At 63.6% G+C, this 23764-nt stretch carries 28 protein-coding genes; 9 read left to right on the top strand and 19 right to left on the bottom strand.

From position 1 onward, the window contains the following. The first annotated feature begins 32 nt into the window (after positions 1 to 32). Together yidD and GSQ75_RS06370 are read left to right on the top strand one after the other, a co-directional pair. Positions 33 to 305, top strand: coding sequence for a membrane protein insertion efficiency factor YidD (gene yidD / locus GSQ75_RS06365; protein ID WP_254058483.1), 273 nt, complete (start codon positions 33 to 35; stop codon positions 303 to 305). Next, positions 286 to 474: a hypothetical protein gene (locus tag GSQ75_RS06370; protein ID WP_158753613.1), complete on the top strand. Its 189-nt coding sequence runs from the start codon at positions 286 to 288 to the stop codon at positions 472 to 474. The genes yidD and GSQ75_RS06370 overlap by 20 nt, the downstream gene beginning before the upstream one ends. 85 nt (positions 475 to 559) lie before the next feature. On the opposite strand, the gene folE2 is transcribed toward GSQ75_RS06370, so the two are convergent. The 7 genes from folE2 to efp all read right to left on the bottom strand — a co-directional run bounded on the left by folE2 (position 560) and on the right by efp (position 6213). After that, positions 560 to 1507 carry a GTP cyclohydrolase FolE2 gene (gene folE2, locus GSQ75_RS06375; RefSeq protein ID WP_158753614.1) on the bottom strand — a complete coding sequence of 316 codons (948 nt, stop codon included), beginning with the start codon at positions 1505 to 1507 and terminating at the stop codon, positions 560 to 562. A 108-nt stretch (positions 1508 to 1615) separates the two neighbouring features. Then, positions 1616 to 2470: a squalene/phytoene synthase family protein gene (locus tag GSQ75_RS06380; RefSeq protein ID WP_158753615.1), complete on the bottom strand. Its 855-nt coding sequence runs from the start codon at positions 2468 to 2470 to the stop codon at positions 1616 to 1618. Continuing rightward, positions 2467 to 3147 (bottom strand): phosphoglycolate phosphatase, encoded by a 681-nt coding sequence (gene gph, locus GSQ75_RS06385; protein WP_158753616.1) that lies wholly within the window; start codon positions 3145 to 3147, stop codon positions 2467 to 2469. Before gph ends, GSQ75_RS06380 begins: the two co-directional genes overlap by 4 nt. Next, positions 3144 to 3851, bottom strand: a complete 708-nt coding sequence (ubiG, locus tag GSQ75_RS06390; protein ID WP_158753617.1) for a bifunctional 2-polyprenyl-6-hydroxyphenol methylase/3-demethylubiquinol 3-O-methyltransferase UbiG — start codon at positions 3849 to 3851, stop codon at positions 3144 to 3146. The genes gph and ubiG overlap by 4 nt, the downstream gene beginning before the upstream one ends. A gap of 29 nt (positions 3852 to 3880) precedes the next feature. Beyond that, positions 3881 to 4135, bottom strand: a complete 255-nt coding sequence (locus GSQ75_RS06395) for a YciI family protein (RefSeq protein ID WP_158753618.1) — start codon at positions 4133 to 4135, stop codon at positions 3881 to 3883. Between the two features lie 15 nt (positions 4136 to 4150). Then, entirely contained in the window at positions 4151 to 5482 is a 1332-nt protein-coding gene (locus GSQ75_RS06400) for a TRZ/ATZ family hydrolase (protein WP_158753619.1), read from the bottom strand. A 152-nt stretch (positions 5483 to 5634) separates the two neighbouring features. Beyond that, positions 5635 to 6213 carry an elongation factor P gene (gene efp, locus GSQ75_RS06405; protein ID WP_158753620.1) on the bottom strand — a complete coding sequence of 193 codons (579 nt, stop codon included), beginning with the start codon at positions 6211 to 6213 and terminating at the stop codon, positions 5635 to 5637. A gap of 88 nt (positions 6214 to 6301) precedes the next feature. Here efp and epmB point away from each other — a divergent pair, with 88 nt between their 5' ends. Continuing rightward, positions 6302 to 7312: an EF-P beta-lysylation protein EpmB gene (gene epmB / locus GSQ75_RS06410; protein WP_158753621.1), complete on the top strand. Its 1011-nt coding sequence runs from the start codon at positions 6302 to 6304 to the stop codon at positions 7310 to 7312. A gap of 134 nt (positions 7313 to 7446) precedes the next feature. Further along, positions 7447 to 9489, top strand: coding sequence for a GGDEF domain-containing phosphodiesterase (locus tag GSQ75_RS06415; protein WP_158753622.1), 2043 nt, complete (start codon positions 7447 to 7449; stop codon positions 9487 to 9489). A gap of 101 nt (positions 9490 to 9590) precedes the next feature. Here GSQ75_RS06415 and rplS read toward each other — a convergent pair whose 3' ends face one another. The 5 genes from rplS to ffh all read right to left on the bottom strand — a co-directional run bounded on the left by rplS (position 9591) and on the right by ffh (position 13214). Continuing rightward, a complete protein-coding gene (gene rplS, locus GSQ75_RS06420) occupies positions 9591 to 9998 on the bottom strand; it encodes a 50S ribosomal protein L19 (RefSeq protein WP_158753623.1) in 408 nt (135 codons plus the stop codon). 51 nt (positions 9999 to 10049) lie between these two features. Then, positions 10050 to 10808 carry a tRNA (guanosine(37)-N1)-methyltransferase TrmD gene (trmD, locus tag GSQ75_RS06425; RefSeq protein ID WP_158753624.1) on the bottom strand — a complete coding sequence of 253 codons (759 nt, stop codon included), beginning with the start codon at positions 10806 to 10808 and terminating at the stop codon, positions 10050 to 10052. 35 nt (positions 10809 to 10843) lie between these two features. Beyond that, positions 10844 to 11365 carry a ribosome maturation factor RimM gene (gene rimM, locus GSQ75_RS06430; protein WP_158753625.1) on the bottom strand — a complete coding sequence of 174 codons (522 nt, stop codon included), beginning with the start codon at positions 11363 to 11365 and terminating at the stop codon, positions 10844 to 10846. Positions 11366 to 11376: 11 nt separating this feature from the next. Then, on the bottom strand, positions 11377 to 11631 hold the full coding sequence (gene rpsP, locus GSQ75_RS06435; protein ID WP_158753626.1) for a 30S ribosomal protein S16: 255 nt from the start codon (positions 11629 to 11631) through the stop codon (positions 11377 to 11379). Between the two features lie 194 nt (positions 11632 to 11825). Then, positions 11826 to 13214, bottom strand: coding sequence for a signal recognition particle protein (gene ffh / locus GSQ75_RS06440; protein WP_158753627.1), 1389 nt, complete (start codon positions 13212 to 13214; stop codon positions 11826 to 11828). A 96-nt stretch (positions 13215 to 13310) separates the two neighbouring features. Here ffh and ccsA point away from each other — a divergent pair, with 96 nt between their 5' ends. Next, the gene (gene ccsA / locus GSQ75_RS06445; RefSeq protein ID WP_158753628.1) at positions 13311 to 14111 is read left to right on the top strand and encodes a cytochrome c biogenesis protein CcsA; all 801 of its coding nucleotides are present in this window, start codon (positions 13311 to 13313) and stop codon (positions 14109 to 14111) included. A gap of 15 nt (positions 14112 to 14126) precedes the next feature. On the opposite strand, the gene radA is transcribed toward ccsA, so the two are convergent. The 7 genes from radA to GSQ75_RS06480 all read right to left on the bottom strand — a co-directional run bounded on the left by radA (position 14127) and on the right by GSQ75_RS06480 (position 20151). Beyond that, the gene (gene radA, locus GSQ75_RS06450; protein WP_158753629.1) at positions 14127 to 15512 is read right to left on the bottom strand and encodes a DNA repair protein RadA; all 1386 of its coding nucleotides are present in this window, start codon (positions 15510 to 15512) and stop codon (positions 14127 to 14129) included. Between the two features lie 114 nt (positions 15513 to 15626). Then, entirely contained in the window at positions 15627 to 16715 is a 1089-nt protein-coding gene (gene alr, locus GSQ75_RS06455; protein ID WP_158753630.1) for an alanine racemase, read from the bottom strand. Between the two features lie 19 nt (positions 16716 to 16734). After that, on the bottom strand, positions 16735 to 18129 hold the full coding sequence (locus GSQ75_RS06460) for a replicative DNA helicase (protein WP_158753631.1): 1395 nt from the start codon (positions 18127 to 18129) through the stop codon (positions 16735 to 16737). A gap of 256 nt (positions 18130 to 18385) precedes the next feature. Continuing rightward, on the bottom strand, positions 18386 to 18844 hold the full coding sequence (rplI, locus tag GSQ75_RS06465) for a 50S ribosomal protein L9 (RefSeq protein ID WP_158753632.1): 459 nt from the start codon (positions 18842 to 18844) through the stop codon (positions 18386 to 18388). Positions 18845 to 18978: 134 nt separating this feature from the next. Continuing rightward, positions 18979 to 19209: a 30S ribosomal protein S18 gene (rpsR, locus tag GSQ75_RS06470; protein WP_007081973.1), complete on the bottom strand. Its 231-nt coding sequence runs from the start codon at positions 19207 to 19209 to the stop codon at positions 18979 to 18981. Between the two features lie 12 nt (positions 19210 to 19221). Continuing rightward, positions 19222 to 19665, bottom strand: a complete 444-nt coding sequence (gene rpsF / locus GSQ75_RS06475; protein WP_254058484.1) for a 30S ribosomal protein S6 — start codon at positions 19663 to 19665, stop codon at positions 19222 to 19224. A gap of 159 nt (positions 19666 to 19824) precedes the next feature. Then, positions 19825 to 20151 (bottom strand): iron-sulfur cluster assembly accessory protein, encoded by a 327-nt coding sequence (locus GSQ75_RS06480; RefSeq protein ID WP_158753634.1) that lies wholly within the window; start codon positions 20149 to 20151, stop codon positions 19825 to 19827. A gap of 156 nt (positions 20152 to 20307) precedes the next feature. Between GSQ75_RS06480 and asnS the strand changes: the two genes are divergently transcribed. From asnS to GSQ75_RS06500, 4 genes are read left to right on the top strand one after another with little or no spacing between them, the layout of a single operon-like run. After that, on the top strand, positions 20308 to 21708 hold the full coding sequence (gene asnS / locus GSQ75_RS06485) for an asparagine--tRNA ligase (protein WP_158753635.1): 1401 nt from the start codon (positions 20308 to 20310) through the stop codon (positions 21706 to 21708). Between the two features lie 14 nt (positions 21709 to 21722). Beyond that, entirely contained in the window at positions 21723 to 22628 is a 906-nt protein-coding gene (locus GSQ75_RS06490; RefSeq protein WP_158753636.1) for a MalM family protein, read from the top strand. Beyond that, positions 22628 to 22942, top strand: a complete 315-nt coding sequence (locus tag GSQ75_RS06495; RefSeq protein WP_158753637.1) for a hypothetical protein — start codon at positions 22628 to 22630, stop codon at positions 22940 to 22942. The genes GSQ75_RS06490 and GSQ75_RS06495 overlap by 1 nt, the downstream gene beginning before the upstream one ends. Before the next feature lie 22 nt (positions 22943 to 22964). Continuing rightward, positions 22965 to 23756: an SDR family NAD(P)-dependent oxidoreductase gene (locus GSQ75_RS06500; protein ID WP_158753638.1), complete on the top strand. Its 792-nt coding sequence runs from the start codon at positions 22965 to 22967 to the stop codon at positions 23754 to 23756. Positions 23757 to 23764: the final 8 nt, after the last annotated feature.

Here is a 23764-nt window from a genome sequence, read left to right on the forward strand (position 1 = left end):
TACTACTACATACTGCAAGCCGTTCCGGCAACGTGAATGTCCTGACCCGATTGATACTGTGGTTGCTTCGTTTCTACAAGCGGTGGCTAAGCCCATTGCTGGGACAGCGGTGCCGATTCCACCCCAATTGCTCTGATTATGCACGGATTGCGGTCACGCGTTTTGGTCCGTGGCGCGGCAGCCTGCTGAGCGGCTGGCGGCTGCTGCGCTGCCAGCCATTGTGCACCGGTGGCGAGGACCCGGTACCCGAACACTTTCATTACCCCCGCTGTCGCTGCCAGGGCGATGCCCCCGATATCCACTGACTGGCTGATCAAGAACGCCGAGCTCGTCAACGAAGACCGCCGCCTCCACGCCGACCTGCGCGTGAAAGACGGCCTCCTCAAGACGACTGCCAGCAATCTCGATGGGTGCCTCGGCGAGCAGATGATCGACGACCGTGTGTGCGGCCAGCGGTCGACTCTCGACCACTAAGCACCAGGACGGCGACTACCAGCCGCTCATGTCGCACTCTTACGGCATCAAAAGCTGCCGGGTAATGGCTACCCTGTGCAGCGGCTCACGGCGTCGAGCCGTAACCCCCATCTACACCCTTGCTCGCATATGCCACTGCGTCATGCGGATGCAGGCTTTCCTGATGCTCGACACGGATGTGGAAGTCGCTCAATGCGACATCGGCATCAAGTGCCTTCTGTATGCGCCGGGCGGCGTCCTCGCAGAACATCAGGTTGCTGCCGTTGGCCAGCGCGAAGGCCTGTTCGTCCTCGCGCTTCACCGCGGTCTGCACCGGCGTGCCGAGTGCGTGTTCGACGCGATCGATCAGGCTGATTAGGTGAAAAGTGGCACCGGCGACGGGGCGCGTGCGCAAGCGCGCCACGCTGCGCTGGGCATGCGGGGTAGCGACGATGCCGCGTTCACTGCCGAGCCACGCCAGCACGGCCGCGTGATCGATCGACTTGGCAGCATCGAAGTCGCTGGCGAACTGCTCCTGGATCAGTTGGCGCGACAACGCCGCCGAGGCTGGGCAGGTGGAGGAATAAACCACCTCTGTGCCGAATTCGAGCAGGAAGTCGTCGCCGGTCAGGCTGGCTTCGATGCAGACCGGGTACGCGCGCCAGCCGCTGTTGTCACTGCGCAAAGCGGGGCGGCGCACCAGGTGCTCGAAATGGATGCTGAGGCAGGCGCGATCGGACAGATCCTTGTGCGAATCCAGGAAGCCGCGCAGCAGCGCGTGCAGCGAATCGGCGGTGAGCGTCTGCGTGCTCAGTGCCTGCTCGACCTGCAGGTACAGGCGCGACATGTGGATGCCACGCTTGTCCGGCCGCTTCAGATTGACGAAGGCACCGACCTTGGCACTGGCTCGCTGTACATCGCCGTCACCGGCATCGAAACGCACCGGCACCTGGATATCGGCCATGCCGACCCAATCCAGCGCGCCGGCGAGATGCGGCTGCGCGTGGACGGCAACGTCGGGGAGCAGGCGGGCGGTATTTTCCTGATTCGGCATGGGGAAATCCTGGCATCGGCGAACAGGTCGCCGTGAAGTGCATCAAGTTTGGGGCAGACGGGCCACTGCGCAATAGTGGTGCGGTGGAAACACTGCGTCTTGCACGTGTCAGGGCAGCTGCCGCTGCCACGCCCGCGCGGCCTGCCATGCCTGCAACGCGGTGGCCAACCCGGTATGCGGCTGTCCTGCCTGCAAGGTGGCCAGGGCATCTTCAGCACAGACCGCACGCTGCGTCAGCTTGCTGCCGTGACACGACTCCAAGGCACGAAACACGCTGAGTGGCCCGTCCAGAGCGGCTGACCCGCGCCAGCTGGCCAGCAGATCGTCCAGTTGCGCCTTGACCGCCTGCTGCCGCGCTTCACTGGGTGTACGCAGTTGCGCACGGCTCAGGCCATGCCGCGCCAGCTGCGCCATCGGCAGCGGCAGACGGTCGCGCTCGGCGTCCTGCTCCAGCCGCAGCAGCGCATACAGCAGGTGATTGAGCGTGGCGACCCGTGCCGCGCGCGCCGGCGACGCCTCGCTGCCATACCACCAAGCGGTTTCTAGTGCAGCCAACGCACCATGCAACGGCATCGCGGCATCGAGCTGGGCGGAGAAATCCGCGGCGGTGCCCTGCTCCAGCTGAGCCATCGCGGTCAGTACCGGCGCCAGCCAGAGATCGCTGGCGATGGTGTGGGCACGTTCGTCGTCGAACAGCACCTGGGTCAGCGGATGCCGGCCGCCACTGGCCGCTGCGCCATTCAGCTCCTCGGCCCACCAGTTGAGCTTGGCCACCGCCACCTGGGGTTCGCGGATGCCGTAAGCGGCGCCCAGCAGCTCCTGCTCCAGCGCGGCCAGCGCGACGTGCCCGGGATAGCGTCGGCCATCGACAAACGCCAGCGCCACACGCTGTTGCGGCTGCACCGCCAACCATTTGTCGATGAAGCCCTGCAGCACGGCACTCTGTTCGACCAGCTCGATCATGCTACGACCGGTTGTAGTTGCAACAGATCAGCCAGCTGGGCCGGGTGATCGAGTACCGCGTCGGCGCCCCACGTATGCGGATCGCCACCGTCCAGATAGCCCCAGCTCACCGCGACCGTGTACAGGCCGGCGGCGACGCCGGCCTGTATGTCGCGACGGTCGTCGCCGATGAACAGGCAACGCGCCGGTTCCACACCGGCGCGTTCGCAGGCCAACAGCACCGGCGCCGGATCGGGCTTCTTCACCGGCAGCGTGTCGCCGGACACCACCGCACTGGCACGACTGGCCCAACCGATACGACTGACCAGTTCGTCGGTGAGGAACGCCGCCTTGTTGGTAACGATGCCCCAGCGCAGACCCTGCGCTTCGATGCGTACGAGCAGGTCGTCGATGCCTTCGAATGCGCTGGTCTGCTGCGCCATCACTTGCTGGTACAACTCGAGATAACGCGGTATCAGCTCATCGAGCGCAGGCTCGCCACGGTCGGCGAAGGCGCAGCGCAGAACCGCCCGCGCGCCGCGTGAAACCACCTCGCGCACCGGTGCATACGGCGGTGATGGCACGCCCTCTTCCGCGCACTGCGCGACCAGCGCTGCGTACAGATCCGGCGCGCTGTCGAGCAAGGTGCCATCCAGATCGAACAGCACGCCCTGGATGTTTTCTGGTAGTGGCTTCATGCTGGTTTGCACGCGCTGAGCAGGTAGTTCACCGCGGTGAAGCGGCTGAGCCAAGCCTTGCGCTGCAACGGGTTGTAGCCCAGCCCGGATACGTCCTCCAACTCCAGTCCGGCCTGCCGCAGCAATCGGGCGAGTTCGGACGGCTTCAGGAATTGCGCGTAGTGATGGGTGCCACGCGGCAACATGCGCATGACGTATTCGGCACCGAGGATGGCTGCACCGAACGCGGCCGGTGTGCGATTCAAGGTGGACATGAACAGCCGACCGCCAGGCTTCAGCATCGTCGCCAGATCATGCACCAGCGCCGCTGGATCAGGCACGTGCTCGATCAGCTCCATGCAACACACCGCATCGAAACTGGCCGGCTCCGCGGCGGCCAACTCGTCCGAGGATTGCACGCGGTAATCGACGTCGAGATTCGACTCATGCAGATGCAAGCGGGCGACGTCGATCACCTTCTGCCCCAGGTCGATGCCAGTGACCTTCGCGCCAGCGCGCGCCAGCGCCTCGCTCAACAGGCCGCCGCCGCAACCGACATCAGCCACCCGGGCACCACGCAGATCGACACGGGCTGCGATATAGGCCGCGCGCACCGGGTTGAGGTCGTGCAGTGGACGCGATTCACCGTCCGGGTCCCACCAGCGTGCAGCCAGCTGGTCAAAACGGGCGATTTCCTCGGGACTGACATTGGCGGTCTGTGACATGGTCGTGTGCTCAAAAGGTACGGACAAGCCTAGCTGGCCTGCCATTCATGGACGGTGATCTCCCAACCGCCACTGACCGACGCCGGATCGCGCTGCACGATGGTCATGGCCTCGTCCAGATCGTTCGCGCGCAGCAGATACGCACCGCCGTATCCATCACCGAACGGCCCATTCATTTCATTGCGGCCCTGGACGCGCAACTCGGCGAGAAAGTCACGGTGCGCCGACACCATGGCTGGATCGACATGCGGCTTGCGCAGCAGGATGACGAGATAGCGGTTCATGGACTCGCTCCGCATTCAACCAGCGATGATGCGCTCGCGCCAGGCGCGAGTGCGGGCAAGGATGGCGTCGGTATCCATGCCGATCAGCACGCGTTCGGCCAGCTTGCGCCGACCGGCGATCCAAACGTCACTGACCTGATGCCGACCGCTGGCGTAGATCAGCTGGGAGACCACGTGGAAAAGCGGCTGGGTTTCCAGATCACTCAATCGTACGGCGGTAAGGTCGGCCTGCTTGCCGACTTCGATCGAGCCAATCTTCGCCTCCAACCCCATCGCCTTGGCGCTGTTGAGGGTGGCGGCACGCAGCGCGTAGGCCGCGTCAAACGCGGACGCATCCTCCGCCACCGCCTTGGCCAGCAATGCCGCGGTGCGCATCTCGCCGAACATGTCCAGATCGTTGTTCGACGCGCAGCCGTCGGTGCCCAGCGCCACATTGACACCGGCCTGGCGCAGCTTTTCCGCCGGGCAGAAGCCGGAGGCCAGCTTGAGGTTGGATTCAGGGCAATGCACCACCGACACACCAGCCTCCGCGCAGGCGGCGATCTCGCCATCGGTGAGCTGGGTCATGTGCACCGCGATCAGGCGATCGTTGACCAGACCAAGTTTCTGCAGTCGCTGGAACGGACGCAGTCCGCTCTTCTTCTTTTCTTCCTCGACCTCGTGCGCGGTCTCGTGCGTATGCAGGTGCACCGGGATATCGAGCTGGTCGGCCAGCACGCGGATACGCTCGAAACTCTCGTCCGACACCGTGTACGGGGCATGCGGCGCGAATGCGGTGCTGATCAGCGCATCGGCCCGAAAGCTGTCATGCACCTCGCCGGCACGCTCGAAGTATTCGTCCTGGCTCTTGGCCCACGCGGTCGGAAACTCGATCACCGGCAGACCGATCACGGCACGGAAGCCGAGCTTGCGGTAGGTCGCGCCAATCACGTCGGGGAAGAAATAGTTCTCGTTGGCGCAGGTGGTGCCACCGCGCAGCATCTCGGCCACCGCCAGTTCGACGCCGTCACGCACGAACTCCGGCCCGATCACCTTCGCCTCGGCCGGCCAGATGTGCTGCTGCAGCCACACCATCAGCGGCAGGTCGTCGGCAAGACCGCGCAACAGAGTCATCGGGTTGTGCGTATGCGCATTGATCAGGCCCGGGATCAGCGCGTGCTCACCGAGCTCGATGCGCTCGCGCGGCGCATAGGCGGCCCGGGCCTCGGCGATCGGCAACAGCGCAATGATGTGATCGCCCTGCACCACCACGGCGTGGTCTTCCAGCACCACCGCATGGGGTTCGACCGGCACCACCCAGCGTGCCTCGATCATCAGGTCGACTGGCTGCGGTGTCGTCGGACTCATCATCAACTCGCTCTGTCAGTTTGGATACGACCAGTTTGTATACGATATGGGGCGGTACCTTGCGGCGGCCGCCCCATGCTTTGGATCGTCATTCCGGTCTCTTCGGGATGACGGCTGGCAAAGGCGCGAACCTGCGTTCGCGCGCCAACTCGTTATTTCACGCGGCTGTCGTAATCGCCGGTGCGGGTATCGACCTTGATGATTTCGTCCTGATTGACGAACAGCGGCACGCGCACCACGGCACCGGTCTCCAGCGTGGCCGGCTTGCCACCGCCGCCGGAGGTATCGCCACGCACGCCCGGATCGGTCTCGGTGATTTTCAGCTCGACGAACTTCGGCGCCTGTACGGCAATGATGCCGCCGTTGAACACGGTGACGACGCACTCTTCCTCGCCCTTGAGCCACTTCCACGCATCGCCCATCGCGGCCAGGGAGGCGGGCGTGATCTCGAAGGTCTCCATGTTCATGAAGTGCCAGACGCGATCCTTGCCAATGCCGTCGATAAACGAAAGCTGCATGTCGGTATCGGTGGCATCGGCTTCCTCGAAGGAGTCGCTGGACTTCAGCGTCTGCTCGGTGGTGCGGCCGTCCTTCAGATTGCGGATGCGGATACGGGTGAACGCCTGGCCCTTGCCCGGCTTGACGAAGTCCGCTTCTGTAATGAGCCAGGGATCGCCGTTATGAAGGATCTTCTTACCCGTTTTGACATCATTGAGGCCAAGGGTCGCCATGCGCTATCTGCTCCGGAGTCAATTTCGCCCAATGGGCGGCTAAAATGGATATCTGTCACGGGCTTCAGCGCCCGCTCCAAGGCCCATCATGATAACCGCAAGCCCCCATCCCCGCCTATTGTCGCCTGCTCCCGGATGGCGCGAGCTATGGCGAGATGCCATCACCGACGCCGGGGAGCTGCTGCAGGCGGTGGGCCTGGGCGACCGCACCGATCTGCTACCGACCGACGACGCCGGCTTCGTCTTGCGCGTTCCGCGTGGATTCGTCGCGCGGATGCGCCGCAACGACCCGACCGACCCGCTGCTGCTGCAAGTGCTTCCACAACGGGCCGAGCACAATCAGGTCGAGGGTTTCACGATGGACGCCGTGGGTGACCTGCCGTCCAAAGCCGGGCACGGCATCCTGCACAAGTACGACGGCCGCGCGCTGCTGATCGCCAGCGGCAGCTGTGCGGTGAACTGCCGCTATTGCTTCCGCCGGCACTTCCCCTATGGCGAGGAGATCGCCGCTGCGTCGCAGTGGCGCGATGCCTTGGCTCACCTGAAGGCCGACCTGTCGATCCGCGAACTGATCCTTTCCGGTGGCGATCCGCTGGCACTGGCTACGCACAAGCTCGAGGAGCTGACCCAAGGCTTGGCCGATCTGCCCCATGTGATCCGCCTGCGCATCCATACCCGCCTGCCGGTAGTGCTGCCCGAACGGATCGACGATGCTTTCGTCGCCTGGCTGGCCGCGTTGCCATTGCAAAAGGTGGTGGTACTGCATGCCAACCATACCAATGAACTGGACGCCAGCGTCGATGCCGCCTGCGCACGCCTGCGCGACGCTGGCGCCAGCCTGCTCAACCAGTCGGTACTGCTGCGTGGGGTCAATGACGATGCGGACGTCCTTGCCCAGCTGTCCGAGCGACTGTTCGCTGCCGGCGTGTTGCCCTACTACCTGCATCAGCTCGACCGGGTGCAAGGCACGGCGCATTTCGAGGTGAACGACCTTCGCGCACAGGCCTTGATGGATACGCTTCGTACACGGCTGCCGGGCTATCTGGTACCCCGACTGGTGCGCGAAGTGGGCGGCGATGCCTCCAAGCGACCACTATGATCTAGGCCAATGGTCACTGTTACGCGGTTTTCCGCTAGCGGCCACTGCCGGAATCCGTTACAAACATCGATGGCGATCGACCATGCCGACAGCCTCATACAGCCCGCGGTGATCAACGGACAGCTCAACGCCCCATGAAAAAAGATTACGTCATCAAGATCCTCTTCGTCGAAAGCTCGCTCGAGGAAGCGGAACAAATCATCAGCCTGTTGCGCAATACCGGCATTGCCATACGGCCAGCCCGTGCCACCCAGGTCGAACAGCTGCAGGCTGCGGTGAACGAACTGGAGCCGGACATTGTGATGTTCGATCCGGCAGTCACCACCATCACCCTTGCCGAAACAGTGAAGGTGCTCGATGCGTACGGTCGAGATTACTCACTGCTCGGCCTGGTTCACACGATGGACAATCAGAGTGTGGCGGATCTGTTCGTCCAGGGCGCCCGCGGCGTTGCTTCGCGCAGCCAGCCGAAGCAGCTGATTGCGGTGTTGCAGCGCGAATTCGATTCGCTGCAGACACGCCGCCAGGTACGCCGGCTGGAAACCTCGCTGCGAGAATCGGAGCGCCGCTGCGACGCCTTGCTGGACTCCTCCACCGATGCGATTGCCTACGTGCATGAAGGCATGTATGTGCGCGCCAATACCGCCTATCTGGAAACCTTCGGCTACGACGATTTCGATGACCTGCTCGGGCTGCCAGTGCTGGACATGATCGACCCGGCCAACGCGGACGAATTCAAGACCCTGCTCAGGGGCCATGCACGCCAGGAAAAAATGCCGTCGCAGCTTGCCCTGCGCGCCCGTCGCGCCGATGGCAGTCTTTTCGATGCCACCGTGGAATTTGCACCAGCCACCTTCGAGGGCGAGCCCTGTCTGCAAATCGTGTTTCGCCGCCAACTGGTCGACCCGGCCGTGCTGGAACAGCTGCAACGCGACCCGGTCACCGGCCTGTTCAACCGCGCGCGCATGCTTGAGTGCGTCGACCATGCCGTGGCGGCGGCGGCAAAGGGCACCAAGGGCCAGTCCTTGTTGCTGGTCGAACCCGACAACTGGACCTCGATCGTGGCCGGCGTCGGTATTGGCAAGGCCGATGAGTTGCTGGCCGGTTTCGCCGGTCGTATCCGCATGCTGCTGGGTGCCGACGATGTCGCCGGCATGCTCGCCGACCATACGCTGGGTATCGTGCTGGACTCGCGCCAGGACGACGCGATCAGGGAATGGATTGCCAAGCTCCAGCACAGCATAAGCAACGAAATCTTCGATGCCGGCGCACGTTCGATCACCGTCACCGCCAGTATCGGCGGCAGCCTGCTGGGCGAAAAGAACGCCAATACCGAACTACTGCTCAATCAGGCCAGCCAGGCCCTGCGTACCGCGCAAAGCCTTGGCGGCAGCAAGGTGGAGCTGCACGATCCCGCCGCACGCGAAAAGGCTGACGAGGAGCGCGATCGCTACTGGCTGGAACTGCTGCAGAAGGCGTTGGCGCAGGACGACCTGGTGCTCTATCACCAGCAGACCATCAGCCTGCAGGATGCCGAAGGCGACTACTCGGAAATCCTGCTGCGCATGAATGGTCCGCAAGGCGAGGTGCTGCCAGGCTTCTTCATGCCGATCGCCGAGAAACACAACCTCACCTGCGCGATCGATCGCTGGGTGCTCGGCAAGGCCATCAGTACGCTGCAGGCGCGCGAAAGCCAGGGCCAGCAGACCACCTTCTTCATCAAGATCACCGCGGCCTCACTGCAGGACAACACGCTGCTGCCGTGGCTGGCTGAGCGGCTCGGCCAGGCGGCCCTCAAGCGCGGCCAGCTCGTGCTGGAAATGACCGAGAGCAAGGTGATGACCCTGCTGCGCCCGGCACAGGAATTCGTCAATGGCTGGAAGAAACTGGGTGGCCGTTTTGCGCTGGAGCAGTTCGGCTCCGGCCTGAACTCATTCCAGTTGCTCAACCACATCGATGCGGACTACCTGAAGATCGATCGCAGCTACATGGCCGAATTGCCGCAGCACGCGGACAGCCAGAAGAAGATCGCCGAGATCTGCCAGCAGGCACGCGAGCTGAAGCGCCAGACCATCGCCGAATGGGTCGAGGACGCCAACAGCACATCACTGCTGTTCGCCTGCGGCGTGGACTTCGTGCAGGGCAATTTCCTGCAGGTGCCACAGCGGCTGGACTAAGTACCGGGAGATCGGCTCAACCGCATCCTCGACTGACCAGCAGCAAAAAACCCGCGGATCGCTCCGCGGGTTTTTTATGTTGCAACAACCAGCGACCCAGCTTACTCGGCGGCTGAAGCTGCAGCAGCAGCGGCCTTCGCATTGGCCTTGGCGGCTGCGGCGGCGGCAACGTCTTCCTTGATGCGCGCTGCCTTGCCTTCCAGACCACGCAGGTAGTACAGCTTGGCGCCGCGTACCTTGCCCTTGCGCTTCACGGTCAGCGAATCGATCGCCTGGCTGTGCGCCTGGAACACGCGCTCCACGCCGGTGCCGTGCGAAATCTTGCGCACCGTGAAGGCCGAATGCAGGCCGCGGCTGCGCTTGGCGATGACGATGCCCTCGAACGCCTGCACGCGCTCGCGGTTGCCTTCCTTCACCTTCACGTTGACCACCACGGTGTCGCCGGGGCTGAATTCCGGCAACTGGCGGGTGATCTGCTCGGATTCGAACTGTTCAATGATCTTGTTCATGGCGCACCTGTTCGGTTCACGTAAATCGATGTCAATCAAGAGCTGCGGTCGTCACTCGACCGCATCGTTTTGCCGCATGTGTTCGCGGCGGAATTCATCCAGCAGTGCACGGGATGTGGCATCCAGCGCACGCTGTGACAACAGCTCGGGACGCCGCAACCAGGTTCGTCCCAGCGATTGCTTCAGGCGCCAGCGGGCAATCGCCGCGTGGTCACCGGACAACAATACCTCCGGCACGGAACCCAGCGCATCGTGCACCGGTTTCGCATAATGTGGACAATCCAGCAGGCCATCCGAGAATGAATCCTGCCCGGCCGACTGCGCGTCGTTCAACGCGCCGTCCTGCAAGCGACCCACCGCATCGATGATCACCGCGGCAGCCAACTCACCACCGGACAACACATAATCGCCGATGGAAAGCTCCTCGTCGACCTCGTGCGCCAGCAGACGCTCATCCACACCTTCGTAACGTCCACAGAGCAAGGCGATGCGCGGCCTTTTCGCCAGCGCTTCCACCCGTCCCTGCGTCAGCCGCGCTCCCTGCGGACTGAGATAAATCACATGCACCGGCTCCGGTGCAGCATCACGCATGGCCACCAGGGTCGTGCGCAACGGTTCAATCATCATCACCATGCCGGGGCCGCCTCCATACGAGCTGGCGTCCACGGTGCGGTGCTTGTCCGTGGCGTAATCGCGCGGATTCCAGGTTTCCACCTGCAGCAACTCGCGTTGCTGTGCGCGTCCCACCACACCGACGGCAGCACACTGGCGCACGAAGTCCGGAAACAAGGTGACTACGTCAATGCGCATGAATCCTCAACCCTTTGTCGCGATGCGATGCAACGTCAGAATTCAGGATCCCAGTCCACCACCATGCGCCCTGCGGACAAGTCCACCGAACGCACATACGAGCCCTGGATGAAAGGAATCAGCCGCTCGCGCTCGCCGTCCCTCACTACCACGACGTCGTTGGCACCGGTGGCGAACAGGTGACTGACCCGCCCCAGCTTCACGTCTTCCGTGGTGACGACCTCAACTCCTTCGAGATCGACCCAGTAATACTCATCTTTCGCGGGAGGGGGCAACTGGTCACGGGTGACATAGATGTCTTGGCCGATCAGCGCTGCCGCCTGTTCCCGGTCGTCCACTCCAGGCAATTGGGCCACCATGCCCTTGCCTTGTGCACGACCTTTCACTCCCGAGATCTGCGTCTCCACACCCGGCGCTGCAGTGAGCAGCCACGGCTGGTAGTCGAAGATCCGCATGCGCGGTTCAGCCCAGGATTCGATCTTGAGCCAGCCCTGCACACCGTACAGCCCGACGATGCGCCCGATCAGGACCCGTCGACTGGCTGCAGCGGCACTCATAAGTACCGTACTCAGGCAGCCTGCTGCTTGCCAGCTTCCTTGACCAGCGCGGCGACCTTATCGGTCAGCTGGGCGCCCTTGCTTACCCATTCCTTGACGCGGTCGACGTTCAGCTCAAGGCGCTTGTCCTTGCCCGACGCAACCGGGTTGTAGTAGCCGATGTTCTCGATGTTGCGGCCGTCGCGCTTGCTGCGCTGATCGGTCACGACGACGTGGTAGAACGGACGGCCCTTGGCGCCACCGCGCGAAAGACGAATCTTGACCATGGTAAAACTCCAGAATTGCCGAATGAGCGGCAGGCACACGAGAGACGTGCGCGGTAAACGGGGCATTTTAGCGGTTTTTCGGGAAAAGGGAAGGCCCAGGGCGAGAAGTGAGGAGAGGAGGAGTAAGAAACGAGAGAGGGGTGTCAGGGCTGGCTTCCACTCGTTTCTCACTCCTTTCCACTCGTTCCTTGCCTTCAGCGCGGCGGCGGCAAACCGCCCATGCCGCCCATCCCACCCATGCCCTTCATGGCACCGCGCATCTGCCGCATCAGGCCTTTGCTGCCACCCTTGGACAACTTGGACATCATCTTTTCCATCTGCATGTACTGCTTCAGCAGGCGATTGACGTCGGCCGGCTGGGTACCTGAACCACGCGCCACGCGTGCACGGCGCGAACCGTTCAGCAGATCAGGATGGCGGCGTTCCTTCTTGGTCATCGAATTGATGATCGCGACCATCCGGCTCATCTCGCCGTCGTTGACCTTGGACTTGACGCTGTCCGGCAGGTTGCCCACGCCCGGCAGCTTGTCCATCAGGCCAGCCAGACCGCCCATGTTGCTCATCTGCTCGAGCTGATCCTTCATGTCGTTCAGGTCGAAGCGCTTGCCCTTCATCACCTTCTGGGCCAGCTTTTGCGCCTTCTCCTGGTCGACCTTGCGCTCGACTTCCTCGACCAGCGACAGCACGTCGCCCATGCCGAGGATGCGCTGTGCCAGGCGATCCGGGTGGAACGGCTCCAGCGCATCGGTCTTCTCGCCGGCGCCGAGGAACTTGATCGGCTTTCCCGTGACATAACGCACCGACAATGCAGCACCGCCGCGGGCATCGCCGTCGGTCTTGGTCAGGATCACGCCGGTCAGCGGCAGCGCCTCGCTGAACGCCTTGGCGGTGTTGGCGGCGTCCTGGCCGGTCATCGAATCGACCACGAACAGCGTTTCGACCGGCGTGATCGCGACATGCAGTGCCTTGATCTCGGCCATCATCGCCTCGTCCACGTGCAGGCGGCCGGCGGTATCGACAATCAGCACATCGACCACTTCGCGGCGGGCCGCGGCAACAGCCGCCTTGGCGATGGCGACCGGATCCTGCCCCGCCTCGGACGGGAAGAACTTCACCCCGACCTGTTCGGCCAGCGTGCGCAACTGCTCGATCGCCGCCGGACGATAGACGTCGCAGCTGACCACCATCACCTTTTTCTTCTTGCGCTCGGTCAGCAGCCGCGCCAGCTTGGCCACCGTGGTGGTCTTGCCGGCGCCCTGCAGGCCAGCCATCAGCACCACCGCCGGCGGTGTCTGGGCCAGGTTCAGTTCGGTGTTGGCGGTACCCATCACCACGGTCAGTTCATCGCTGACCACCTTCACCAGCGCCTGACCCGGCGACAGGCTCTTCATCACATCCTGACCAACCGCGCGCACCTTGATCCGCTGGATCAGCGCCTGTACCACCGGCAGCGCCACGTCGGCCTCAAGCAACGCGATGCGCACCTCGCGCAACGATTCGCGGATGTTCTCCTCGGTCAGCCGGCCGCGGCCGCGCAGGCGATTGACGGTGGTGGAAAGACGTTGGCTGAGCGACTCGAACATGACGGGACCGGCGTACAGGAAAGTATTCGATTATAGCGGACCAAGCGGCCTGCTCCGCATGCACGCCCGGCGGAGCCTGTGCGACACTCCGCGGCTATGGTCATCCACGTCTTCGCCCTGCTCGCCATCGTGCTCTACCTCGCTGCCGCGGGCGGCCTGGCGCGCCCGCTACTGAGCGGTGGCCAGCCGCTGAATCGGCTGGCGCTGAGCCTCGCCGGCTGTGCGGTACTGATCCATGCCGGCATCCTGCTCGGCATGCATCGCGGCGCACTGGACCTGCACTTCTTCGCCGCGCTGTCGCTGGTCGCCTTCGTGGTGTCGACGCTGACCTTGCTGGTGAATATTTCGCGCCCGGTCGCGGCACTCGGCGTGATCGTATTTCCGCTCACCGCGCTACTGGTTGCGGTAGACAGCTTCCTGGCACCGCCGACATTGCCGCTGACGATGGACTGGCAGATCAAGCTGCATGTCACGGTGGCGCTGATCGCGTTCAGCGTGCTGTCGATCGCGACCGTGCTGGCAATCCTGCTTGCCGTGCAGGAGCGCGCCTTGCGCCACCGCCAGTTTGGCCCATGGCTGCGTGCGCTTCCGCCGCTGACATTGACCGAAACCCTGCTGTTCCGACTGATCGGTGCCGGATTCCTGCTGCTGACGCTGACCCTGCTCACCGGCGCTCTGTTTGTCGACAACCTGTTTGGCCAGCACCTCGCACACAAGACGATCCTGTCGATCGTGGCGTGGCTGGTGTTTGGCGTCCTGCTCTATGGCCGCTGGCGGCACGGCTGGCGCGGCCAGCGTGCGGTCAACCTCACGCTGATCGGCATGGCTACCCTTGTGCTGGCGTTCTTCGGCTCGAAGTTCGTGCTAGAGCTGATCCTGCATCGCCCGGTGGGCTGAGCGCCGCGCCGGCACTCAACGACAGGCGTCGATCGCTTCCGCCAATCGTTCCACGCCAATCACTTCCATCTCGCCGACGCGGCCTTTTTTCGGTGCATTCGCCTTCGGCACGATCGCGCGCTTGAAGCCGTGCGTGGCAGCTTCCTTCAGGCGTTCCTCGCCGTTCGGCACGGGGCGGATCTCGCCGGACAAGCCAACCTCGCCGAACGCGATGGTCTGCTCCGGCAGCGGCCGGTCGCGCAGGGACGACAACACCGCCAACAGCACCGGCAAATCCGCCGCGGTCTCCTGCACGCGGATGCCGCCGACCACATTGACGAACACGTCCTGATCGTACGCGGCCACACCACCATGCCGGTGCAGCACGGCGAGCAGCATGGCCAGGCGGTTCTGTTCCAGGCCCAGCGCGACGCGGCGCGGGTTGCCCAGCGAAGACTGATCGACCAGCGCCTGCACCTCGACAAGCAGCGGGCGGGTGCCTTCGCGGGTGACCATCACGGCACTACCCGAGGTCGGCCCGCTATGTGCCGACAGGAAGATCGCCGAGGGATTCGGTACTTCGCGCAGTCCCTTGTCCGACATCGCAAACACGCCCAGCTCGTTCACCGCGCCGAAGCGGTTCTTGAACGCACGCAGGATGCGGAAGCGGCTACCGGATTCGCCCTCGAAATACAGCACCGCATCGACCATGTGCTCGAGCACGCGCGGGCCGGCGATGCCGCCGTCCTTGGTGACATGGCCAACCAGGAACACCGAGGTGCCGGTCTCTTTGGCGAAGCGGGTGAGTTTGGCTGCGGATTCGCGCACCTGGCTAACCGAACCAGGCGCCGCGGCCAGCAGCTCGGTCCAGATCGTCTGGATCGAATCGATCACCAATACCCGCGGACGGGTCGCCATCGCCTGCTCGAGAATCCGCTCGATGCAGGTTTCCGCCAGCGCCTGCAGCGGCTCCAGCGGCAGGCCCAGGCGCTGTGCGCGCGAAGCCACTTGCGACAACGATTCCTCGCCGGTGACGTACACGCTGGGTAGATGCGCACCCAGCGTGCCAAGCATCTGCAACAGCAAGGTCGATTTGCCGATACCCGGATCACCGCCGATCAGTACCACCGAGCCTTGCACCAGGCCACCACCGAGGACCCGATCCAGCTCGCCAATGCCGGTCAGCGTGCGTGCCTCGGTCGTCAGCGCCACGGCGGTTAGCGGGGTAATGCGTGCCGCGCCGGCCGCATTGCCGGCGTAATTGGAACGTTGCGCATTCATCGACGCATTCGTCGCCGATGCTGGCGTCAGTACGATCGCGCTGAGCGTATTCCACACCCCGCACTCGATACACTGCCCCTGCCACTTGCTGTGCTCGGCGCCGCACTCGGTGCAGACATAGGCGGTCTTGGCTTTGGCCATGTGGATTTCCGGCTGGAAGGCTGTAATGACCGTGAGCTTAGCCTGCCGTCATCGCAAATCGCGAGACGCTTCGGCGCATGACGCTGTCAGCACTCGCCCTCTACAGCGCCCCAATCAGCTTTCGTCTTCGACGAACAGCACGCGGCGGGTCATGCCGCAAGTGAGGTCATAGGAGATCGTGCCGGCCTGTGCGGCGATGATTTCCACCGGCAGCTCTGGCCCCCACAGGGTCACGCGATCGCCAACCTTTGCTCGCGGCGCTTCGCGCAAGTCGAGCGTGATCAGGTCCATCGAGACGCGACCGATCAGCGGCACGCGCTGATCGCCCACCAGTACCGACGTACCGGCCGCCGCGCTGCGCGGATAACCGTCGCCGTAGCCGACGGCAGCGACACCGACCAGCATGTCTTCCGGACAGGTCCAGGTGCCGTTGTAGCCAATCCGCTCGCCACGCTTGATCGAATTGATTGCAATCAAACGCGTACTCAAAGTCATCGCCGGACGAAAACCGAAGTCAGCGCCGGTCTTGCCATCCACCACCGACAGTCCATACAGCAGGCCGCCCGTGCGCACCCAGTCGGCACGCGCGTCAGGCCAGCCGAGCACAGCCGCGGAATTGGACAGCGAACGCGGCCCCGGCAGGTCGCGCGTGGCTTCGGCGAAGCGGGCGATTTGCCGCGGCGTCTGCGTACCGTCGAATACTTCGGAATCGGAGAAATGCGTGAGCAGGCCGATTTCGGGATCGATGCCAGGCATCACTGCAAGCTGAGCATGCACCTCAGCCACACGCTCCGGTGCAAAGCCGAGCCGATGCATGCCGCTGTCGACTTTCAGCCATACACGCAAGCGGCCACGGGTTGATGACGCCTGTGCCAGCCACTGCAGTTGTGCATCGTGATGGATCGCCGCATCCAGTTGCAGCCGCTGCATTTCGGCGATGTCGCTGGCATTGTCCGGGCCGGACAACACCACGATGCGTTGCCGGTGTCCCGCCGCACGCAGGCGCAGGCCATCGCCGAGCGCAGCCACCGCAAACGCATCGGCCTCGTCATCCAGCGCGCGGGCAACCCGCTCCAGCCCATGCCCGTAGGCATCGGCCTTGACCACGGCCATCACCTTGGCCGGTGCGGCGAGTGCCTTGATGCGCGCGAGGTTGTGGCGCAGTGCGCCAAGATGGATGGTGGCGACGGTGGTGCGGCTCATCGTGAACGTGAGCCTGTCATCAATCGAACGACCCGACGAAGGAATCCGTCGCGTAATTCTCGAACTTGGTGTAGTGGCCGAGGAAGGTCAGCTTGCAGGTATCCGTGGGACCGTTACGCTGCTTGCCGATGATGATTTCGGCCATGCCCTTGTCCGGCGATTCCTTGTTGTAGTAGTCGTCGCGGTAGATGAACATGATCACGTCGGCGTCCTGCTCGATCGCGCCGGATTCGCGCAGGTCGGACATCATCGGACGCTTGTCGGCACGCTGTTCCAGCGAGCGGTTCAACTGCGAGAGGGCGATCACCGGCACGTTCAACTCCTTGGCGAGGCCCTTGAGTGAACGCGAAATTTCTGAAATTTCGGTGGCGCGATTCTCCTTGTTCCCGGGCACCTGCATCAGCTGCAGGTAATCGATCACGATCAGGCCCAGGCCACCATGTTCGCGGTGCAGCCGGCGCGAGCGCGAGCGCAGCTCCACCGGCGACAGGCTGGGCGTGTCGTCGATGAAGATCTTCGCCTCGGACAGGATCGAGATGGCGTTGGAGACTCGCGGCCAGTCCTCTTCCTGCAGGTCACCGTTGCGCAGGTGCTGCTGGTGGATGCGCCCGACCGAGGAGATCAGGCGGAACGCCAGCTGCGAGGCGGACATTTCCATCGAGAACACTACCACCGCCTTCTTGCTGCGAATCGCGGCGGTCTCGGCGATGTTCAGCGCGAACGCGGTCTTGCCCATCGACGGGCGCGCCGCGACGATGATCAGGTCCGACGGCTGCAGGCCGGAGGTGAGGTTGTCCAGGTCGGTGAAGCCGGTGGTGATGCCGGTGAGCTGGCCACGGTTCTGGTAGCGTTCGTGCAGCAGGCGGAAGGCATCCTTCACCGCCTCGCGCATCGAGACCGAATCCTTCTTGCCGCGCGCACCGGATTCGGCGATGTGGAACACGCGCTGCTCGGCGCTTTCCAGTACCTCCTGCACGCTCTTGCCTTCGGGCCGGTAGCCATCCTCGGTGATCGAGGTGCCGGCATCGATCAGCTGGCGCATCACCGACTTCTCGCGCACGATCTCGGCATACGCGCCGATGTTCGCGGCACTCGGCGTGCTGTTGGCCAGCTCGATCAGGTAGCCGGCACCGCCGACCATCTCGGCCAGGCCGTTGGTCTCGAACCAGTCGCCCAAGGTCACCGCGTCGCACGGCATGCCCTTGTTCGCCAGCTCGTTGATCGCGCGCCAGATCAGGCGGTGATCCTTGCGATAGAAGTCACCCTCGGCCAGCCGGTCGGCCACCTTGTCGAGCGCATCCGGCGCCAGCATCAGGCCACCGAGCACCGCCTGTTCGGCATCGATGGAATGCGGTGGTATCCGCAATGCCTCGATGGCAGGAGATGAGGATTTGCGCTCGGGCACGAAGGACATCGATTTACCTCAGGGAAGATTGCCTCACGACCAGCAGGCGGCGCGCCGACAACCCACGACTGGTCACACCGACACATCATGCGCGGTGGCGTCTCACCCGTCGAGACAATAACTCTGTGGATAAGCTGTGGGTTGATGGGGATAAGGTGGCACGGCGAAGAGCGTTGCGGCCGTCGTTGCCCGCAACCTGTTCCTCAAAAAACAAACAGGCGCCTCGCGGCGCCTGTCGGTTTCCATCGCATGGATGGCGTATGGCTTACTTGTCGCTCTTGTCGCTGACCACGATCACCTTGACGCTGGTGTGCACGTCGGCATGCAGGTGGATCGCCACGTCGAATTCACCGGTGTGACGCAGCGGGCCTTCACCCAGGATCACTTCGCCCTTGTGGACGGTGTGACCGGCGGCAGCCAGCGCCTCGGCGATATCACGCGGACCCACCGAACCGAACAGCTTGCCTTCCGCACTGGAATGCGCGGAGATCGTCACCGACACATCGGCCAGCTTGGCCTTGCGTGCCTCGGCATCAGTCAATGCGGTGTTGGCCTTGGCTTCGTATTCGGCGCGACGCTGTTCGAACGCAGCCAGGTTGGCGGCATTGACGCGTACGGCCTTGCCCTGCGGCAGGAGGAAATTGCGGCCGTAGCCCGGCTTCACGTTGACCTTGTCGCCAAGCGTGCCGAGGTTGCGGACTTTCTGCAGAAGAATGAGTTCCATGTTGATTCCTTTTCGTTAGCGCCGGTGTGGCCCGACGCAGCCAGAGGACGGTTGTCCGAAGGATGTCCGAGGTTTCGCCCGGCCAGGCCGGGCGAAACCACTGACCGCAGCACCAAGGCTGCGGTCAGTCACGATCAGACGTCGTGGTTGTCGGTGTAAGGCAGCAGCGAAAGGAAGCGTGCGCGCTTTATCGCGGTGGCCAGCTGACGCTGGTAGCGCGCCTTGGTACCGGTGATGCGGCTCGGCACGATCTTGCCGTTCTCGGTGACGTACTGACGCAGGGTGTTGAGATCCTTGTAGTCGATCTCCTTCACGTCTTCGGCAGTGAAGCGGCAGAATTTGCGGCGGCGGAAAAACTTGGACATGGTCTGGATTCCTTATCGGTCGTCGCTGTCGCGATCGTTGTCGCGGTCGTCGCGGTCACGCCCACGCGGGCGGCCCTCGCCTTCACCGTCGCCGTCATCGTCGTCGCGGCGACGCGAGGACTTGGCGTCATCCTTTTCCTTCGACTTCAGGATGAAGGACGGCTCGGTGTCGGCTTCGTCACGGCGCACGACCAGATGGCGCAGCACCGCGTCGTTGAAGCGGAAACCCGACTCAAGCTCGTTCAGCGCGTTCTGGCTCACTTCGATGTTGAGCAGCACGTAATGTGCCTTGGCCAGGTTCACGATCGGATAGGCCAGCTGACGACGGCCCCAATCTTCCAGACGGTGAATCTTGCCGCCGTCGGTCTCGATCAGCGCCTTGTAGCGCTCGAGCATCGCCGGAACCTGCTCGCTCTGGTCAGGGTGGACCATGAACACAACTTCGTAATGACGCAGGGTCATTGTGGTTTGACTCCTTGTGGATGCGGCCTTGCGGCCTTGCAGCCTCCCGCCGATGCGGTGAGGCAAGTGCCCATCCATAACCTTTCGGGCATGGACAGAAGCGGAATTGTAGGATGTCGCAGGGGTTTCGCGCAAGTGACTGAAAGCAAAGGCTCAGCCGACCGTGAAGCTCTCGCCGCAGCCACATTCGCCGGTGGCATTGGGATTGTGGAACACGAAGCTGGCGTTGAGGCCCTGGCGCTGGAAGTCGATCACCGTACCCTCAACCAGGGCCAGGTTCTTGTCGTTGACGATCAGCGGCACACCGTCCACGTCGACCAGCCGGTCGCCCTCACCGACGGCATCCGCCAGATCCACCACATAGGCGAATCCGGAGCAGCCGGTGCGCTTGACGCCGAAGCGCACGCCGGCTGCTGCCGGGGTGGCTGCCAGGAAATGGCGCATGCGTTCGTTGGCGGCGGGGGTGATGCTGATGCTCATGGCGGGTGGATCCAACCTCGTTTAATGGCCCGGGAAGTCGCAGTGCGGGCAACAGCTACATTATCATGGAGGTCTTGCGCGCGCGTTTTGTCTGCGCGCGCCCTTCATCAACGACTCATGCGTCGATATGCGGCGCTCCAGCAGGAGTTTCAATTCATGACAGTGGCAAGTGTGAAGCAGGCTTTATCCGGCAAGCTCGAAGCCGGCAGCACGGTGACCGTGCGCGGCTGGGTGCGCACACGCCGCGATTCCAAGGCTGGCCTGTCCTTCGTCAATGTCACCGACGGCTCCTGCTTCGACCCGATCCAGGCGGTGGTGCCGGCCACGCTGGGCAACTACCACAGCGAAGTACTGCATCTCACCGCCGGCGCCGGCGTGATCGTCTCCGGCACCCTGGTGCCATCGCAGGGCAAGGGCCAGAGCTTCGAGCTGCAGGCCGACGAGGTGATCGTCACCGGCCTGGTCGACGATCCGGAAACCTACCCGATCCAGCCCAAGCAGCACTCGATGGAGTTCCTGCGCGAGGTCGCCCACCTGCGCCCGCGCACCAACCTGTTCGGCGCGGTGACCCGGGTGCGCCACACGATGATGATGGCGATCCACCGCCACCTCACCGAGCAAGGGTTCTTCTGGATCAACACGCCGATCATCACCACCTCGGATGCCGAGGGTGCCGGCGACATGTTCCGCCTGTCCACGCTGGACCTGGCCAACCTGCCGCGCGACGACAAGGGCAAGATCGACTTCCGCAAGGATTTCTTCGGCCGCGAAGCGTTCCTCACCGTGTCCGGCCAGCTCAACGTCGAGGCCTATTGCCTGGCGATGAGCAAGGTCTACACCTTCGGTCCGACTTTCCGCGCGGAGAACTCCAACACGCCGCGCCACCTGGCCGAGTTCTGGATGGTCGAGCCGGAGATCGCGTTTGCCGACCTCACCGCCAATGCGGACTGCGCCGAAGCCTTCCTCAAGGCCATCTTCAAGGCGGTGCTGGACGAGCGTGCCGACGACATGGCGTTCTTCGCCGAACGCGTGCAGCCCGATGCGATCAGCCGCCTGGAGGCGTTCATCGCGCAGCCATTCGAGCGCATCGACTACACCGACGCGATCACGATCCTGCAGAAGTCCGGGCAGAAGTTCGACTACCCGGTGGCCTGGGGCATCGACCTGCAAACTGAACACGAGCGTTACCTTGCCGAGAAACATATCGGCCGTCCGGTGGTCGTAATGAACTACCCCGAGGCGATCAAGGCGTTCTACATGCGTTTGAACGATGACGAAAAGACCGTTGCGGCGATGGACGTGCTGGCGCCGGGCATTGGCGAGATCATCGGTGGTGCGCAACGCGAAGAGCGGCTGGACTATCTCGACCGCCGCATGGCCCAGTTCAGCCTCGACCCCGTGACTTATGGCTGGTACCGCGACCTGCGTCGTTATGGCACGGTGCCGCATGCCGGCTTCGGCCTTGGCTTCGAGCGCCTGCTGGTCTACGTGTGCGGGCTGTCCAACATCCGCGATGCCATCCCCTTCCCCCGTGCTGCTGGAACAGCCGAATTCTGAGTACCCTGCCCGCAATGTCGCATCGATTTTCCGCCCTCATCTGCGCTCTGGCCTTCGCTGTTCTGCTGACTGGTTGCCACAGCGCGAAAATGCTGATTCCACCGAATCTTCGGCCACCGACGGAAGATCCCGCTGCCGCCCTGAAAAAGGCCAAACAGCAGCTGCAACAGGCGTCGCCCTGCTGTAGCAGCTTCGCGGATTTCTCCTATCAGAACATGCTGCCGTGGCAGCCGCAGAAGTTCACGATGGGCAACGGCAGCATGGTCGCCAACCTCGACGGCACGCACAGTTATTTCCTCGCGTTCCGCCTGCCGACCGACGTCAAGCTGCCATATCGGGTAGCCATGAAATCGGAATTGAATGGCCGCTGGCTGCGCTCCAGCTACCTGTTTGCGCCCACCATTGTGCTGCTGGATGCCGGCTTCCAGCCGATCCGCACTGACAACATCGACCTGTGCGAACACATGGGCTGGAGCGATGAAACCAGCGGCGCCCTGGGCAGCCTCGAGGTCAGCAGTGACAAGGCACGTTACCTGCTGGTCTACAGCTCCGCTGCGCAACAGTCGGGCAAGACCTACTGGGAACAGTCGCCGACAACGTTTTCCACCACCTCCAATACCGTAGCCGCGACCCCGGCCAGTCTCGACGCCACTGGCAGCTTCAGCGTGCCGCACGGCCCGGATGGCACGCTCTGGGTCGGCATGATGAACAAGGCTTACGCCAAGGCCGTGGACAGTTCCGTCTGCAAAAAGGCGGCGCAAGGCGATGGCGTACTCAACACCTTGCGCACGGCGATACCGCTCCCCTGGATCAATGACAACAGCAAAGCGAGCACCAGCAACGCAAGCAACAGCTCCAGCTCCAGCAGTGGCGGCAGTGGCAGCAGTGGCAGCAGCACCAGTAACAACAGCAATCCCTGATGATCATCCTTTATCTCGCTTTGCTGCTCGCTGGCATCGGCCTGTTTGTGCTGTCCTACCTGGCACAGTTCCGGATCGCCGCCTTGATGCGCAGTCGCTATCCGCAACACTGGAAGATCATTGCCGAACCGGAACACGGCAAAGCAAGCGCCTTCCGCACCTGGGTTCGCATGCAACATGCGTTGCGCTCACCCGCGCTGGCTGCTCTGGATGATGCGAGTATCAACGGCTGGCAACGCATATGGCGCTACAGTCCGTGGCTAGGCTGGCTATGCTGGCTCGCCGCACTGGCGATGCGCCTGCTGTTGCACTGAACAACCGACCGGAGAGAGCCGCATGCAACTGGATCTGAGTGGGCGCCACGCACTGGTCTGCGGCGCGTCGCAAGGCATCGGCCGCGCCAGTGCGATCGAACTGGCCGAACTGGGCGCGAATGTCACCCTGCTGGCGCGTTCGGCTGACAAGCTCAGCAGCATCGCCGCGAGTCTGCCGCGAGCGCATGCCAGCCAGCAGCATGACTGGCGCAGTGTCGACATGCTGGATACCGCCAGTCTGCAGTCCGTCGCCAACGAACTGGCCGCAAGTCAGCCCGTACATATCCTGATCAACAATACCGGGGGGCCGCCCGGCGGCCCCGCGTACGCAGCGACACCAGCCGCGTTCGAAATGGCATTCCGCCAGCACCTGCTCGCTGGCCAGACCCTGCTGCAGGCGCTGCTGCCGGGCATGCGCACCAGCGGCTACGGCCGCATCGTCAACGTGATCTCCACCTCGGTGAAGGAGCCGATCGCCGGACTGGGCGTCTCTAACACCGTACGCGCCGCCGTCGCCGGCTGGGCCAAGACCCTGTCTGCGGAACTCGCTGCGGATGGCATCACCGTCAACAACGTGCTGCCCGGTTATACCCGCACCCAACGCCTCGATGGCCTGCTTGCCGCACAAGCCGCCGCCAGCGGCCGCAGCGAAGATGAGGTTGCCCAGGGCATGCTGGCCACCGTGCCGGCTCGACGCTTCGCCGAAGCAGGCGAAATCGCGGCGGTCATCGCGTTCCTGTGCACGCCGGCGGCGGCCTACGTCAACGGCGTCAGCATCGCGGTGGATGGCGGGCGGACGCGGGCGCTGAGTTGAGCCTGGCA

Source organism: Dyella sp. S184, from assembly GCF_009766065.1.
Taxonomy (GTDB): domain Bacteria; phylum Pseudomonadota; class Gammaproteobacteria; order Xanthomonadales; family Rhodanobacteraceae; genus Rhodanobacter.